We start from the raw sequence: 14,506 nt of genomic DNA on the forward strand, positions 1-14,506 counted from the left end.
CAACGCCGGCGCCACCGGCCCCCGCAAGGGGAACAAGAGACGAAGGAGTTTCGCCATGACCGTCTACGCGCAGCCGGGAACCGAGGGCAGCAAGGTCGCCTTCAAGGACCGGTACGAGAACTTCATCGGGGGCGAGTGGGTGGCCCCGGTCGGGGGCCAGTACTTCGAGAACGTCACCCCGGTCACCGGGCAGGTGTTCTGCGAGGTCGCCCGCTCGCAGGCGGCGGACATCGAGCTCGCCCTCGACGCCGCGCACAAGGCTGCCCCTGGCTGGGGCAAGACCTCGGTCGCGGAGCGGGCCCTGATCCTGCACCGGATCGCGGACCGGATCGAGGAGAACCTCGAGCTGCTTGCGGTCGCCGAGACGTGGGACAACGGCAAGCCCGTCCGCGAGACCCTCGCCGCGGACCTGCCGCTCGCCGTCGATCATTTCCGCTACTACGCCGGCGCCATCCGCGCCCAGGAGGGCTCGCTCTCCCAGATCGACGAGACGACGACGGCGTACCACTTCCACGAGCCGCTCGGCGTCGTCGGGCAGATTATCCCGTGGAACTTCCCGCTCCTGATGGCGACGTGGAAGCTCGCGCCGGCGCTCGCGGGGGGCAACGCCGTCGTCCTCAAGCCCGCGGAGCAGACCCCGGCGAGCATCCTGGTTCTCGCGGAACTGATCCAGGACCTGCTCCCGGCGGGGGTGCTGAACATCGTCAACGGCTTCGGCGTCGAAGCCGGCAAGCCGTTGGCCTCGAGCCCGCGCATCCGCAAGATCGCCTTCACGGGCGAGACGACCACCGGCCGGCTCATCATGCAGTACGCCTCGCAGAACCTCATCCCGGTCACGCTCGAACTCGGCGGCAAGAGCCCGAACATCTTCTTCAACGACATCGCCGCCGCCGACGACGCCTTCTATGACAAGGCCCAGGAGGGCTTCACCCTCTTCGCGCTGAACCAGGGCGAGGTCTGCACCTGCCCCTCGCGCGCGCTCATCCAGGAGGGCATCTACGAGAAGTTCCTGGCCGACGTGGTCGAGCGCACCCAGAAGATCAAGCAGGGCAACCCCCTCGACACCGAGACCATGATCGGCGCCCAGGCCTCCAACGACCAGCTCGAGAAAATCCTCTCCTACATCGAGATCGGCAAGGCCGAGGGCGCCAAGGTCCTCACGGGCGGAAGGCGCGCCGAGCTCCCCGGGGACCTCGCGGGCGGGTTCTACGTCGAGCCCACCATCTTCGAGGGCAACAACACCATGCGCATCTTCCAGGAGGAGATCTTCGGGCCGGTGGTCTCGGTCGCGAAATTCGCCGACTACGCCGAGGCCCTCGAGATCGCCAACGACACTCTCTACGGCCTCGGCGCGGGCGTCTGGAGCCGCGACGGCAACGTCGCCTATCGCGCTGGGCGTGAGATCCAGGCCGGGCGAGTGTGGGTGAACAACTACCACGCCTACCCCGCGCACGCCGCGTTCGGCGGCTACAAGTCCTCCGGCATCGGCCGGGAGACGCACCTCATGATGCTCGAGCACTACCAGCAGACAAAGAACCTGCTGGTCAGCTACAGCGAGAACAAGCTCGGCTTCTTCTAAACCCAGACGAGTCAAAACCCAGGCGAGAGGACGACGGCGGGTGCGCGCCGCCGTCGTCCGCCTCACCCAGCCTTCGATTCCCAACTTGATTCCGACCACGATTGGCCGCCACATCGCAGCATTCCACGGCGTGTCGCAGCGACTCGCCGATCCGCGGCGGCCGATCCCGGTCGGAATCTGCGTCGCGACCCACCGTCAGCCCATCCACCCAACCATGCAAAGGAGCATGACCATGAGCAGCACCCTTCCCGAAACCTTCAAGGCCGCCGTCGTCCACAGCTTCGGCGACGAGCTCAGCGTCGACGAACTCGAGATCCCCACGCCCGGACCGGGCCAGGCCCTCGTGAAGCTCATCGCGAGCGGCGTCTGCCACACCGACCTCCACGCGGCCCAAGGCGACTGGCCGGTCAAGCCCAAGCTCCCGCTCGTTCCGGGGCACGAGGGCGTGGGCACCGTCGTCGAAGTTGGCGAGGGAGTCCTGGACCTTGCGGTCGGCGACCTCGTCGGCAACGCGTGGCTCTGGAGCGCGTGCGGAACATGCGAGTTCTGCCGCACCGGCTGGGAGACCTTGTGCGAGTCGCAGCAGAACGGCGGGTACGGCGTGGACGGCTCATTCGGGCAGTACATGCTCGTCGACACGAAGTTCGCCGCGCGCATCCCCGAAGGCGCGGACCCGTACGAGATCGCACCCGTCCTGTGCGCGGGCGTCACGGTGTACAAGGGCCTCAAGCAGACGGAGGTCCGGCCGGGGGAGTGGGTCGTGATCTCCGGCATCGGCGGCTTGGGGCACATTGCGGTGCAGTACGCCGTCGCGATGGGGATGCGCGTCGCGGCCGTCGACGTCGCGGACGAGAAGCTCGCCCTCGCCCGCAAGCACGGCGCCGAGGTGACGGTGAACGCGTTCGCCGAGGATCCGGCGTCGGCCATCCAGTCCGCCACCGGCGGAGCGCACGGCGTCCTCGTCACCGCCGTCCACCCGGCGGCGTTCGGGCAGGCCATCGGGATGACGCGCCGCGGCGGGACGATCGTCTTCAACGGGCTCCCGCCGGGGAACTTCCCGGCGCCGATCTTCGACATCGTGCTCAAGGGCCTCACGATCCGCGGCTCGATCGTCGGAACGCGGCAGGACATGGTCGAGGCGCTCGACTTCTACGGCCGCGGCCTCATCCACCCGACGTTCCACACGCGCGACCTCGAGGAGATCAACCAAGTCTTCGACGAGATGCACCACGCGAAGATCGACGGCCGCGTGGTCATCAAGTACTGATGGCAGCCCTGGCAGCGCGGCCGGCGCGCCCGGGGGAGGACTTCTCCCGCGTCGCGCTGACCGAGCCAGCCGCGGCGCTCCTCGATACGCTCTGGGAGCGCCACGGACCGCTCATGTTCCACCAGTCCGGCGGCTGCTGCGACGGGTCGGCCCCGATGTGCTACCCGGCTGGGGAGTTCCTGACGGGCGACGCCGATGAGCTCCTCGGCGTCTTCGACCTCCCTGGGCGGGGCGAACTGGGCTTCTGGATGTCGAAGGAGCAGTTCGCGTACTGGTCGCACACGCATTTGACGGTGGACGTCGTGGACGGCCGGGGGAGCGGCTTCTCCCTCGAGGCGCCCGAGGGGAAGCGGTTCCTTATTCGAAGCGAGATTTTGGACATTCCGTAGGGCCAGAGACCGGCAGGGGACCCCGCGACGCAGGCGAGCGTTGCGGGGTCCCCACTTTTGCCTTGCCAGTCTCTGGCCTCAGGACACCTGGCTGCGCGCCGGTGAGCGCTTCCGGGGCCGGGCGGGGGGAGCGTCGGCGTCTGGTTCCCGTACCCGGGTGTCGTGCCCCATCGCCTCGCTCGCCTCGCGCGCGGCGAGGGCGACGGCGGGGCCCAGCCTCGCGACGTCGTCCGCATGGACCCGCTGGAGCGGGAAGCCGAGACCGAGCACCGCTGCGAGCTCGCCCGTGTGATCGAAGACCGGGGCACTGATCGAGCCGACGTCGATATTGCGCTCGCCCAACGCGGCGAAATACCCCTGCTCGCGCGCCTGAGCTGCCTGCTCGTCGAGGGCTTCCCACGTGACGGGGGTCGAGGGGGTGAACCTCGTCAGCTCCTGGTCCTGAAGCTCGGCGCGCGCCTCCGGGTCGAAGGCGAGGAAGATCTTCCCCGGCGCGCCTGCGTGGATCGGCATGACCTGGCCGACGTGGAAGGGACGCATGACGACGTGGCGCGTCTCCGCGACCGCGACCACCGTGCGGTGGATTCCGTCCCGCACGTAGAGGCAGGCCGTCTCACCGGTCTCGTCGCGCAGCCGGTGCAGGATGGGCCGCACGCTGCGGACGATGTCGAGGCCGATGGTGCCGGGCGCGGACCAGCGCACGAGGCGGATGCCGATCCTGTACTTGTCGCCGTCGCGATCGAGGAAGCCCTCGCGCACCATGTTCTGCACGAGGCGCTGGCATGTGCTTGCGGGCAGGCCGGTGCTGCGGACGATCTGCTGGAGGGTCGGTTCGGGGTCTTCGACCGAGAAGCAGTCGAGGATGTCGCTGACCTTGCTCAGAACAAGGAGGGGCGCGCCGCCCCCGTTCGCTTCCCTTGCCATGGATTGCCCACCGCCCATTCCCGCGGACCGCTTTGTCGCACATGGTATTCGAGGCCGCCGAAAAGGCCGCTTCATGACCCATTGACAGCTTACGCCAACACCCGGATTATGGGTCCGGAACTCACGATACGGGTTCTAGAAGGATGCGGGTTCAAGAAGTCTGTACAACGACGCGGGGTATTCAGTGATCCAACCTCAGCCAGACGCTCCACCCAACGACAGGTCAAGAATCGGCCTGATCGTCCCAAGCTCCAACACCACGATGGAAACCGAGCTGCCAGAGCTCTTCCGCCGTCAAGCCGAGGCGACGGGCCACCACTACACCTTCCATTCGGCGCGGGCAGCCCTCAAGAACGTCACGCGTGAGGAGCTCGCCGCGATGGTCTCGAAGGCCGCGGACTGTGCCGTCGCTGTCTCCGATGCCGACGTCGACGTCATCGCCTACGCGTGTCTCGTCGCCGTGATGGCACAGGGGCCGGGCGCCCATGCGGAGTCCGAGTCCGTCATCGCGGAAGCTGCCCGCTCGAACGGCCACCCGGCGCCGGCGGTGAGCAGCGCGGGCGCGCTCGTGCGAACCCTCACGGGCCTCGGCGCCCGGAGGGTCGTCATGGTCACGCCCTACATGCCCGAACTGACGAGGATGGTCAGCGACTACATCGAGGGGGCGGGCATCGAAGTCCACGACGTCATCGGACTCGAGGTCGCAGACAACCTCGAGGTCGGCCGACTGGACCCGGCCCAGCTGCCCGGCATCGCGCGGCGGCTTGACCGCGAAGGCGTGGACGCCGTCGTCCTCTCGGCATGCGTCCAGATGCCCTCGCTCGCCTCGGTCCAGCCGGTGGAGGACGAACTCGGCCTCCCCGTCGTCACGGCCGCGACGGCCACCGCCCACGAAATCCTCAAGGCGCTCGGCCACCGCCCCGCCATCGAGGGGGCCGGCCAGCTCCTCGCCGGCACGCTTGTCCCGCATTTCAGCAAGTAGCACCTAATCACTCGCAACGCACCCGGATCCCGCGGGATCGAACATCAGGCCAATGGAGGAATGATGAGTGTCCAAGGAATAACCCGTCAGCAGGCGGTTCGCCGAGCGACGATAGCGAGCGTGGTCGGCACCACCATCGAGTGGTACGACTTCTTCCTCTACGGAACCGCCGCCGCCCTCGTCTTCCCCCAGCTGTTCTTCCCCGGAGGCGAAAGCTCGCTCACCGGCACGATCGCGGCCTTCGGCACCCAGTTCGTCGGGTTCGTCGCACGGCCCATCGGCGCGGCGATCTTCGGCCACTACGGTGACAGGATCGGCCGCAAGACGACGCTCATGGCAACCCTGCTCCTCATGGCCATCGGCACCGTGCTCATCGGCGTCCTCCCCACGTACCAGACCATCGGAATCTGGGCACCCATCCTGCTGACCGTGCTGCGCGTCATCCAGGGCATCGGCGTCGGCGGCGAATGGGGCGGCTCCGTGCTGATCGCTATGGAATGGGGCCATGAGCGCCGCCGCGGGCTCGCGGCGAGCTGGCCGCAGATGGGTGTTCCGCTCGGCCTCATCCTCTCGACCGGACTCGTCCGGATCACGACGGCGGCGACCGGCCATGACTTCGCGACCTACGGCTGGCGGATCCCGTTCCTTGCCAGCATCGTCCTGATCGGCGTCGCGCTCTTCGTACGGCTCCGCGTCGTCGAGAGCCCCGAGTTCCAGCTGCTTCGCAAGACCGAGAAGGTAGTGGTTGCGCCGATCATCGAGGCGATCCGCCGCCAGCCCAAGGAGATCCTCCTCTCGGCCCTCGTCCGCATGTCCGAGCAGGCTCCGTTCTACCTGTTCATCACGTTCGTGATCACCTACGCGACGAAGCACGTGAAGGTCAACAGCGACGCAATCCTCGTGGACACCCTGATCGCCGCGGCGCTCGGCCTCATCAGCATCCCGGTGTTCGGCATCCTCTCGGACCGGTTTGGGCGGAGGCTCATCTACGGCATCGGCATTGTCCTCACGGCGGTGTACGCCTTCCCGTACTTCGGACTCCTGAACACCGGCAACGCCATCATCATGGGGATCGCGGTCGTGGTCAGCCTCATCTTCCATGACATCCAGTACGGACCGCAGGCGGCGCTCATCGCGGAGAGCTTCGACCCCGACATCCGCTACACGGGGGCAGGCCTCGGGTACCAGCTGGCGAGCGTGATCGCCGGCGGCCCGGCGCCGCTCATCGCGGCCGAGATCCTGCAGGGCACCGGCAGCTCGACGTGGATCTCGGTCTACATCATCTTCTGTGCGGTCGTGAGCATGGCGTCGCTCCTCCTGCTTCGGCGGACGACGACGGTGGGCGGCGGCGTGAAGACGCGGCCGACGCGGGCCTTCCGGAAGGGGGCGACGACGGTATGACGGTGAGCGAGACTGCGCGCGAGCCGCATGAGCAGGCGCCCGGGCCACGGCCCGAGGCCCCGCCGGCCAGCGGCCCTCTGCGGGACCTGCTCGTCCTGGACCTGAGCCGCATCCTGTCCGGACCGTTCGCCACGATGACGCTCGCTGACCTCGGCGCGGACGTCATCAAGGTCGAGCAGCCCGGCCAGGGCGACGACACCCGGCATTGGGGGCCGCCGTTCCAGGGCGGTCAGGCGGCCTACTTCCTCTCAGTCAACCGCAACAAGCGCAGTCTCGCCGTCGACCTCAAAACGCCGGAAGGACTCGCAGCCGTGCGGAGGCTCGCGCTCAAGGCCGATGTGATCGTGGAGAACTTCCGGCCGGGAACCGCCGCGCGCCTCGGCCTGGGCTACGAGGAACTCTCGGCCGCCAATCCCGGGCTCGTCTACGCCTCGATCAGCGGGTACGGCCAGACCGGCCCGGAATCGGGGCGCGCTGGCTATGACGCCATCGCCCAAGCGCGGAGCGGGATCATGAGTGTCACGGGCGAGACGGACGGGCCTCCCGTCCGCGTCGGCGTGAGCAGCGCGGATCTCGTCGCGGGAACCTGGGCCGTCATCGGGATTCTCGCGGCCCTGCACGAGAAGACCCGGACCGGGCAGGGTCAATGGGTCGACATCAGTCTGCTAGACGGCTCGGTGTCCTGGCTGACCTACGTGGCGAGCGGGTTCTTCGCGAGCGGCGAGACGCCCCGACGCTACGGCTCCGCCCACCCGACCATCGCGCCCTACCAGGCATTCCCCACCTCCGACGGGTTCGTGATGATCGCCGTTGGAAACGACAGCCTGTGGAGGAAGTTCGCCGCGGCCGTCGGGCGGCCGGAGCTCGCGGACGACGCCCGCTTCGCGACGAACCCCTCGCGCGTCGCGCACCGCGGCGAGCTCATCCCCCTCCTCGAGCGCGAGCTTCAACGGGCGACGACGGCGGACTGGGTCGCGCGGCTCGACGCGGCGGGGGTGCCGGTCGGGCCGATCCAGACCGTGGACCAGGCGCTCGCGGACCCGCAGGTGCTCGCGCGGGGGATGGTTGCCGAGGTCGAACATCCTGAGGCCGGGACGCTGAAGGTCGTGAACTGCCCGGTGCGGCTCACGCGCACCCCTGCGTCCGTGCGGATGCCGCCGCCGCTGCTCGGGCAGCACAGCGACGAGATCCTGACGGGAGCGGGGCTTTCCCCCTCGGACATCGGCCGGCTTCACGCGCAGGGCGCTGTTCAGTGACCGGGACTGGAGTGGGTGTCATGGAGGGAGTGTCCGTCGACATCGCGGACGCCGTCGCGACCATCGCCTTCGGCAACGGCGAGCGGCTCAACGCGCTCGGGATGGAGCAGTGGGACGAGCTCGGGCGCGCCGCGCGGGAGCTCGCTTCCGCCGATTCGGTGCGGGCCGTCGTCGTGCGCGGACGCGGGGGCATGTTCAGCGCTGGTTCCGACCTCCGCGAATGGGAAGCCGCCGAGCCCGACGAGGTGACGCAGCGCTTCTGGCGCATGGAGCAGGCACTTCGGGCGATCGAGGACCTCCCCATGCCCACTGTCGCCGTCGTCGAGGGAGTTGCCGCGGGCGGCGGGTTCCAGCTCGCGCTGGCCTGCGACCTGCAGCTCACGGCCGCTTCGGCGCGCGTCGGGATGCCGATCTCGCGGCTGGGAATCCTCGTGCCGCCGTCGTTCGCGGCCCGGCTCTCGCTGCGGGTGGGGCCCTCTCGGGCCAAGGATCTGCTCTACGGCGGCCGGATCTTGACGGGCAAGGAGGCGCACGACGTCGGCCTCGTCACCACGCTTGCCGCCGACGGCGAGGTCGACGCCGGATTGGACGCCCTGCTCGAGACCTGGGCAGGGGTGGCGCAGGGGTCGCTGCGCGCGGCCAAGGCGGCGGTGGATCAGGGGCTCGTGCCGCTGGTCGGCCCCGTGCGCGAGGTACCGCCCGGGCTCGCGACCGACCCCGAGGAGTTCCCCAAGAGGGTCGCGGCGTTCCTGCGCCGTCACCGCCACTGACCCCTCGACGGGCAAGAAGTGCCCACTCGTCGGGCGAGAAGTGCCCACTCGTCGGGCGAGAAGTGGCCACTCGTCGTAAAAGAGGTGGCCTCTCGTTGGAAGATCCCAACGAGAGGCCACCTCTCGCGTGACGAGTGGCCAGATCTCTTGCGATCCTTGGCCAGATCCCTACTTCGAGCCGCGCACCCTGTTGCCGAGCTCGTGGATCGGCGTCCGGAAGGTCTCGCGGCCCCAGATCGCGCCGATGAGCGCGAGCACCGAGGAGCCTGCCACGATCCACGCCGCCGGACCCCAGTTCGAGGGGACGCCGCCGACGAGCGCGGTGCCGAGCAGCGGGGTGAAGCCCGCGCAGAGGATACCGATCTGGAGACCGATCGCCATGCCGGAGTACCGGACACGGACGTTGAAGAGCTCCGCGAACCAAGCCGGGTAGATGGCGTTCGACATCGCGTAGGTGCCCGCGGTGATGAGCGTGCTCGTGAGGAAGACGAGGGGCACGTTCTTGGTGGAGATCGACGAGAAGTAGATGAAGATCAGCACCGCCGAGCCGATGATGCCCGTGATGAACAGCGGCTTGCGTCCGAAGCGGTCCGCGAGCATGGCCGCAAGCGGCTGCGTGCCGATGGCGATCACATTGCCGACGATGCTCACCCAGAGCATGGTCGACGCCGGGATACCGACCGAGACGGCGTAGGCAAGGCCGAACGACTGCATGAAGGTGTTCGTCACCGTCTCGAAGGACATGAGCGCGACCTGGATGAACTGCGGCGTGTGCGTCTTGAACATGTCCGCGACCGGCAGCTTCACGAGGTCATTGTGCTCGGCCTTCTCCTCGAAGACCTCGGGCTCCTCGAGCGAACGGCGCACGAGGTAGGCCACAACGAGGACCACGAGCGAGCACCAGAACGGGATACGCCAGCCCCAGGCGAGGCGATCGGCCTCGCCCATGGCGGCGACGGGCAGGAACACGAGCGACGCGAGCACGATGCCGGTCGAGATGCCGCTCATCGAGAAGGAGGGGAAGAACGCGCGGCGGCCCACCGGCGATTCCTCCATGGTGAGCGCCGAGGCGCCAGCCGTCTCGGCACCGGCCGAGAGGCCCTGGCAGAGGCGGAGCACGACGAGGAGGATCGGCGCGATGTAGCCGGCCGCGTGGAAGTCGGGGAGGGCTCCGATGAGGAACGTCGAGCCGCCCATGAGCACGAGCGTGAGCACGAGGGTGTTCTTGCGGCCGAGGCGGTCACCGAGGTGGCCGAAGACGACGGCGCCGAACGGCCGGGCCACGTAGGCGACGCCGAACGTCGCGAACGAGGAGATGAGCGCGACGGTCGGGTTGCCCGCGGGGAAGAAGATCTTCGAGAACACGAGCGACGCCGCTGTCGCGTAGACGAAGAAGTCGTAGTACTCGAGGGCGCCGCCGAGGAAGGCAGCGAGGGCGGCCTTCTTCGCGCGCTTGAGGCGGCGCGCTTGCTCCTCGGGGGTCTTGACATCGGGATCGGTCATCCCGCTGAACTTGGCCATGGGCTCTCGCCTTTCGTGCGAACGGGTGGAGTGGGACAGATGAAGGGGATCAGGCCACGGCTACCGGGGCCGGTGCTGTGCTGCTGCGCACAATGAGGTCCCCGGAAAGATGGACTGTGTTGGCGGGCCGCGCCGGGTCCGCGATCCGCTCCGTGAGGAGGCGGAGGGCGACGGCGCCCCCGCGCTCGTACGGTGTGTTCACCGTTGTGAGCGCGGGCCGCGAGGCGGACGCGAGCCAGATGTCGTCGAAGCCGATGACACTGATGTCCGTCCCGGCCGCGACGCCGCGGTCGGCGAGGCGGTTGATGCACCCGAACGCCATGAGGTCGTTGTGGGCGATCACCGCCGTGACGGGCTCGGCAAGGACGAGGTCCGCAGCCCGCACCCCCGCGGCGTACGTGGGCTCCGCGTGGGTGAGGACGATGAGGGTGCAGCCGAGGTGATCGGCGGCCTCCTCGGCAGCGGCGAGGCGCACTCGGCTCGAGTAGTTGTCCTCGAGGCTTGCGAGGTACGCGATCGAGCGGTGCCCCAGCGCCGCGAGGTGCTCGACCGCCTGCCGCGCGCCTTCCGGTGCGGAAAGGATGACGGCGGGCAGCCCCTCGGCGACGTGGTTGATGAGGACGACGGGCGAGACCGCGTCGAGCGCTCGGAGCCTGTCGGCGTCCATGCGGGGCGCGAAGATGATCGCGCCATCGACCCGGCCGATGACGCGCTCGAGTTCTTCGGCGTCGGCCTCGGGATCGTTCTCACCGTCGACGACGAGCAGTGAGATCGACTGCCGGCGGCAGGCCGCCTGGATCGACTTGACGAGCGGCGGGTAGTACGGGTTCGCGATGTCGGGGATGAACAGCGCGATGGTGCCCGTGGCCTCGGCCTTCGCCGGTGCCGGGTTGTAGCCCAGATCGGCGGCGACGGTGAGGATCCGCTCACGGGTCTCGGTGTTGACCGAATCGGGGCGGGTGAACGACCTCGAAACGGTCGACTTCGAGACTCCCGCGACCTTCGCGATCTCGGCAATCGTGGTCATCCCCACCTCCTCGTGTGTTCGGCATCACAGCGTCCAGCTCAGAATGACACGGTTTCTGCAACGCGTCAAATGTTTTCTGCAACCTGCTGCATCGACGTCATCTGTTCGCCCTGCCTAGGCAGCCCGCGAGGGGGTAAACCTCGACTGCCCGAGGGTGCGAACGCGAGAGGAGGGGCCGACGTGCGGCCGAGGAGACCAGAAGAACGACGACGCCGGCAGCCGCCGCTGCGAGTGGCCTTGGTCTGCGGCCGGCCGAGCGCCGAGCTCGACGGCGTTGCGGGCTATGTCGAGCGGCTCGCCGACGAGCTGCCCGCAGCGGGAGTGGATCCCGTCGTCGTTCCCTGCGGGCCCGATGTCAGGGGCGCGGCCGCTGCCGGGCGAGCCTTGGCCAAACTGGACCTCGACGCAGTCCACGTCCAATTCGCGCCGTCGATGTACGGCTTCCGCGGATCGATCGGGCTCCTGCCGCTCGGGCTCCCGCGCTCGGTCCCGCTCCTGGCGACCCTCCACGAGTACGGATCGTGGGAACTCCCGATCGCGCGACCGCGCCCGCTTCAGGGCCTCTATCCGTGGTCGGAGCGGCGCGCCGTGCTGGATCGCGAAACGGGCTTCCTCGTCCCGCGCAGCCGGGCCGTCGTCGTCACCAACCCCCTGCACCTGGCCACCCTGCAGAGCCGGTTCCACGGCCGCGTCCCGGCGCGGCACATCCCGATCGGAGCCAACGTCGAGGTGGACCGGGAGGCAGCCCGCGACGAGTCGCGGGAGCAGATCCGCCGCCAGCTCGGCCTCGATCCCGGGAGTACGCTCCTGGCCTTCTTCGGCTTCGTCCACCCCGTCAAGGGGCTCCGGTACCTCCTTGAGGCCATCGCCCAATTGCGTGATCAGGGCGAAGAGCTGCATCTCGCCGTCGTCGGCGGCTTCGAATCCCTCGCGTTGCCCGGGCGAGAAGCGAGCGATTTCCGTTCGGAATTGGAGGGCCGCGTGCGGGAGCTCAGGCTCGAGGGGCAGGTGACCTTCACGGGATTCCAGCCGCCCGCGGAGGTTTCGCGCTGGCTTCTGGCCAGCGATCTGGGCGTCCTTCCGTTCACGGCCGGAGTCACGACGAAGAGCGGGTCCCTGCTCACGATGTTCGCCCATGAGCTCCCGGTCGTGGCAACCGCGGGCGAGGACGAGTCGATCGAGGGCGGCGAAACATGCATCGCCGTGCCCTCCGTCCGGGATGCCGAGGCCTTGGCCCACGGGGTGCGGCGCGCCCTGCACGACGACGGACTGCGGCGGCGCGTTGCGAGGCGCGGCAAGGCGCTCGCAGACCGGCATTCGTGGCCCGACATCGCGCGGCGGCATGCGGACCTCTACCAGGAGGCCGCCGGATGAGCAGCTTCCGGAGAATCCTCTTCGTCGAGGTGATGGGCGGACTCGGGGACGTGGTCCTTGCCTTGCCGGCGATCCACGCCCTCGCGCTGTCGCACCCTGATGCGACCGTGCACGTCCTCACGCTCGAGCCTTGGCATGTGCTCCTCGAAGGGGACCCTCTGATCGAGGAGGTCATTCCGCTCGCCGGCCGCGAGAGCGACGACGTGCAGCGGGCCGTCCGCGAGGCGCTCGCCAGCATCCGCCCCGACCTGAGCATCACGACCAACCGCCGCCACGGGCTTCCCGAGCTTCTCGAGTCTGCACCTGGCGTCGCTGTCACGAATCTCTGGCGCTCCCCGCCCCCGGAGCAGAGAGTGGACGAGCGCTATCTGGAACTGCTGGCGCGCGACGGAATCATCGCGCCGCAGTTCGTCGGGCACCCGCCGCGCGTCGCAGTGGAGGTCGAGGAGCTCGAGGCCGGCCGCGAGCTCCTCTCGGCGCTGGTCCCGGAGGGGCGGCAGGCGGTCATGCTCGTGCCCGATTCCGGGATGGCCGTGAAGCGCTGGCCTCAGCAGCATTGGGCGCGCCTCGCCTCCCTGCTGCAAGCAGCCGGCCGAACGCCTGTTCTCGTCGCGGAGGAGCCGGGGCACTGGCCGGCGCTCTCCGACGCCGGGGCCGTCCCGACGCCGCGGCTGACTCTGCGGCAACTCGCCGCGCTTTACGCGGCTGCGGCGGAGCGCGAGGGCGTCTGCGTGGGCGGCGACACCGGCCCTGTCCGCCTCGCGACCGCCGCCGGGATGCGCGCCGTCGGACTCTACGGCCCGTCGGTCGCCACCCGCTACGGGCTGCACCCTGATCGCGGAGTCAGTCTTCAGGGCCTGCCGGAGTGCTCGGTGCGGCACCCTGCCAACTTCACGGAGCAGGTGTGCTGGTGGGACGCCCGATGCCCGCTCGCGGATGCCGGCGCCGGTCCGGCCTGCATGAGCCACATCGCCCCGGAGGCGGTCGCCTCGGCCCTCGGCCTCTAGCCCCTCCCGGCCCCTCCCGTCGCGCCGTCACCTTCGCAGGGTGCGCACCCTGCGAAAGTGACGGCGCGACGAGAGGGGTACTCACATCATGGTGACTGTTGCCGCGATGTGAGAGTTGTGCCACTATCGATGCATGCCCTCGATCACTCCCGACGAGCAGCGTGTCGCTAGCGTAAAGAACGTCGAAGACGCCAAACGCGAAGACGACAAGCGCGAAGACGACAAGCGCGCCAAGACCGACATGGTCGGCAAGGCCCTGAGTCTCCTCGTCATGCTCGGCGACGCCCCGGGAGCCACGACGGCGGCCGATCTCTCGCGCCGCGCGGACCTGCCGTTCAGCACGGCCTACCGGCTCCTCCAGTCCCTCCAGCGGGCGGGTTTCGTGGACTTCGAGCCGGAGGGCAAGAAGTACAGCCTCGGCCTGCGGGTCTTCCAGCTCGGCCTCTACGTCGCCAACAGCCTCGGCTTCGCGGGAACGGCCACCCCCGTGCTCTCGCGCCTCACCGAGAAGACCCAGGAGGCGAGCATCCTCGCCGTGCCGGACGAAGACCGCTTCCTCACGGTCGCCAAGGTCGACGGGCCGAGGGCCTTCCGCGTCACGAGCGATCCCGGGTACCGCGGCTATCTGCACTGCTCGGCGGTCGGCAAGGCGCTTCTCGCCTTCGCCCCGGAGGAGGAGCGCGAGCGGCTCGTCGAGGGAATCGAGCTCGTGCCCGTCGCCCCGAAGGCCATCACCGATCGCGCCGAGTTCCGCGCCGAGCTCGACCGCGTCCGCAGCCAGGGCTATTCCCTCATGGACGAGGAGAACGAGATCGGCATGCGGGCCGTTGCGGTGCCCATCCTCGCCGAGTCGCGCCCCGGCGAGCCGGCACGAGCGATCGCGGCCATCGCCTGTTCCGCCCCCACTGTCCGCATGAGCGTCGACGAGCTCGTCGACCAGCTCCCCGCCCTTCGCGAGGCCGCCGAAGAACTCGCGGCTCGCCTGCCCCGTCATTAAGAAACCCTGAAA

General features: G+C 69.0%; 13 protein-coding genes. 10 read left to right on the forward strand and 3 right to left on the reverse strand.

What is annotated here, in order from left to right:
* Positions 1-55 precede the first annotated feature (55 nt).
* The 3 genes from adh (at position 56) to L0M17_RS01170 (ending at position 3,235) form a co-directional block, all read left to right on the forward strand.
* Complete coding sequence (adh, locus tag L0M17_RS01160) at positions 56-1,579, forward strand: aldehyde dehydrogenase (RefSeq protein WP_241050471.1); 1,524 nt, start codon at positions 56-58, stop codon at positions 1,577-1,579.
* 232 nt (positions 1,580-1,811) lie between these two features.
* The gene (adhP, locus tag L0M17_RS01165) at positions 1,812-2,846 is read left to right on the forward strand and encodes an alcohol dehydrogenase AdhP (protein WP_241050473.1); all 1,035 of its coding nucleotides are present in this window, start codon (positions 1,812-1,814) and stop codon (positions 2,844-2,846) included.
* Positions 2,846-3,235 (forward strand): DUF779 domain-containing protein, encoded by a 390-nt coding sequence (locus tag L0M17_RS01170; protein ID WP_241050475.1) that lies wholly within the window; start codon positions 2,846-2,848, stop codon positions 3,233-3,235. The genes adhP and L0M17_RS01170 overlap by 1 nt, the downstream gene beginning before the upstream one ends.
* A gap of 78 nt (positions 3,236-3,313) precedes the next feature.
* Here the strand turns inward: L0M17_RS01170 and L0M17_RS01175 are convergent, their stop codons facing one another.
* Positions 3,314-4,159 (reverse strand): IclR family transcriptional regulator, encoded by an 846-nt coding sequence (locus tag L0M17_RS01175; protein ID WP_241050477.1) that lies wholly within the window; start codon positions 4,157-4,159, stop codon positions 3,314-3,316.
* Between the two features lie 184 nt (positions 4,160-4,343).
* On the opposite strand from L0M17_RS01175, the gene L0M17_RS01180 reads away from it, so the two are divergent.
* From L0M17_RS01180 to L0M17_RS01195, 4 genes are all read left to right on the forward strand, one after another.
* On the forward strand, positions 4,344-5,141 hold the full coding sequence (locus L0M17_RS01180; RefSeq protein ID WP_372497977.1) for a maleate cis-trans isomerase family protein: 798 nt from the start codon (positions 4,344-4,346) through the stop codon (positions 5,139-5,141).
* 120 nt (positions 5,142-5,261) lie between these two features.
* A complete protein-coding gene (locus L0M17_RS01185; protein ID WP_241050481.1) occupies positions 5,262-6,542 on the forward strand; it encodes an MFS transporter in 1,281 nt (426 codons plus the stop codon).
* 2 nt (positions 6,543-6,544) lie between these two features.
* Complete coding sequence (locus tag L0M17_RS01190; protein WP_241050482.1) at positions 6,545-7,798, forward strand: CaiB/BaiF CoA transferase family protein; 1,254 nt, start codon at positions 6,545-6,547, stop codon at positions 7,796-7,798.
* Positions 7,799-7,818: 20 nt separating this feature from the next.
* Positions 7,819-8,568 (forward strand): enoyl-CoA hydratase/isomerase family protein, encoded by a 750-nt coding sequence (locus tag L0M17_RS01195; RefSeq protein ID WP_241050484.1) that lies wholly within the window; start codon positions 7,819-7,821, stop codon positions 8,566-8,568.
* 168 nt (positions 8,569-8,736) lie between these two features.
* On the opposite strand, the gene L0M17_RS01200 is transcribed toward L0M17_RS01195, so the two are convergent.
* Positions 8,737-10,089 carry an MFS transporter gene (locus L0M17_RS01200; protein WP_241050486.1) on the reverse strand — a complete coding sequence of 451 codons (1,353 nt, stop codon included), beginning with the start codon at positions 10,087-10,089 and terminating at the stop codon, positions 8,737-8,739.
* 49 nt (positions 10,090-10,138) lie between these two features.
* Positions 10,139-11,116: a LacI family DNA-binding transcriptional regulator gene (locus L0M17_RS01205; RefSeq protein ID WP_241050488.1), complete on the reverse strand. Its 978-nt coding sequence runs from the start codon at positions 11,114-11,116 to the stop codon at positions 10,139-10,141.
* 180 nt (positions 11,117-11,296) lie between these two features.
* Between L0M17_RS01205 and L0M17_RS01210 the strand changes: the two genes are divergently transcribed.
* The 3 genes from L0M17_RS01210 to L0M17_RS01220 all read left to right on the forward strand — a co-directional run bounded on the left by L0M17_RS01210 (position 11,297) and on the right by L0M17_RS01220 (position 14,494).
* Positions 11,297-12,490: a glycosyltransferase family 4 protein gene (locus L0M17_RS01210; RefSeq protein WP_241050491.1), complete on the forward strand. Its 1,194-nt coding sequence runs from the start codon at positions 11,297-11,299 to the stop codon at positions 12,488-12,490.
* Positions 12,487-13,497 carry a glycosyltransferase family 9 protein gene (locus L0M17_RS01215; protein ID WP_241050492.1) on the forward strand — a complete coding sequence of 337 codons (1,011 nt, stop codon included), beginning with the start codon at positions 12,487-12,489 and terminating at the stop codon, positions 13,495-13,497. Before L0M17_RS01210 ends, L0M17_RS01215 begins: the two co-directional genes overlap by 4 nt.
* A gap of 133 nt (positions 13,498-13,630) precedes the next feature.
* Complete coding sequence (locus tag L0M17_RS01220) at positions 13,631-14,494, forward strand: IclR family transcriptional regulator (RefSeq protein WP_308196784.1); 864 nt, start codon at positions 13,631-13,633, stop codon at positions 14,492-14,494.
* Positions 14,495-14,506: the final 12 nt, after the last annotated feature.

It is taken from the genome of Sinomonas terrae (assembly GCF_022539255.1).
GTDB lineage: Bacteria > Actinomycetota > Actinomycetes > Actinomycetales > Micrococcaceae > Sinomonas > Sinomonas terrae.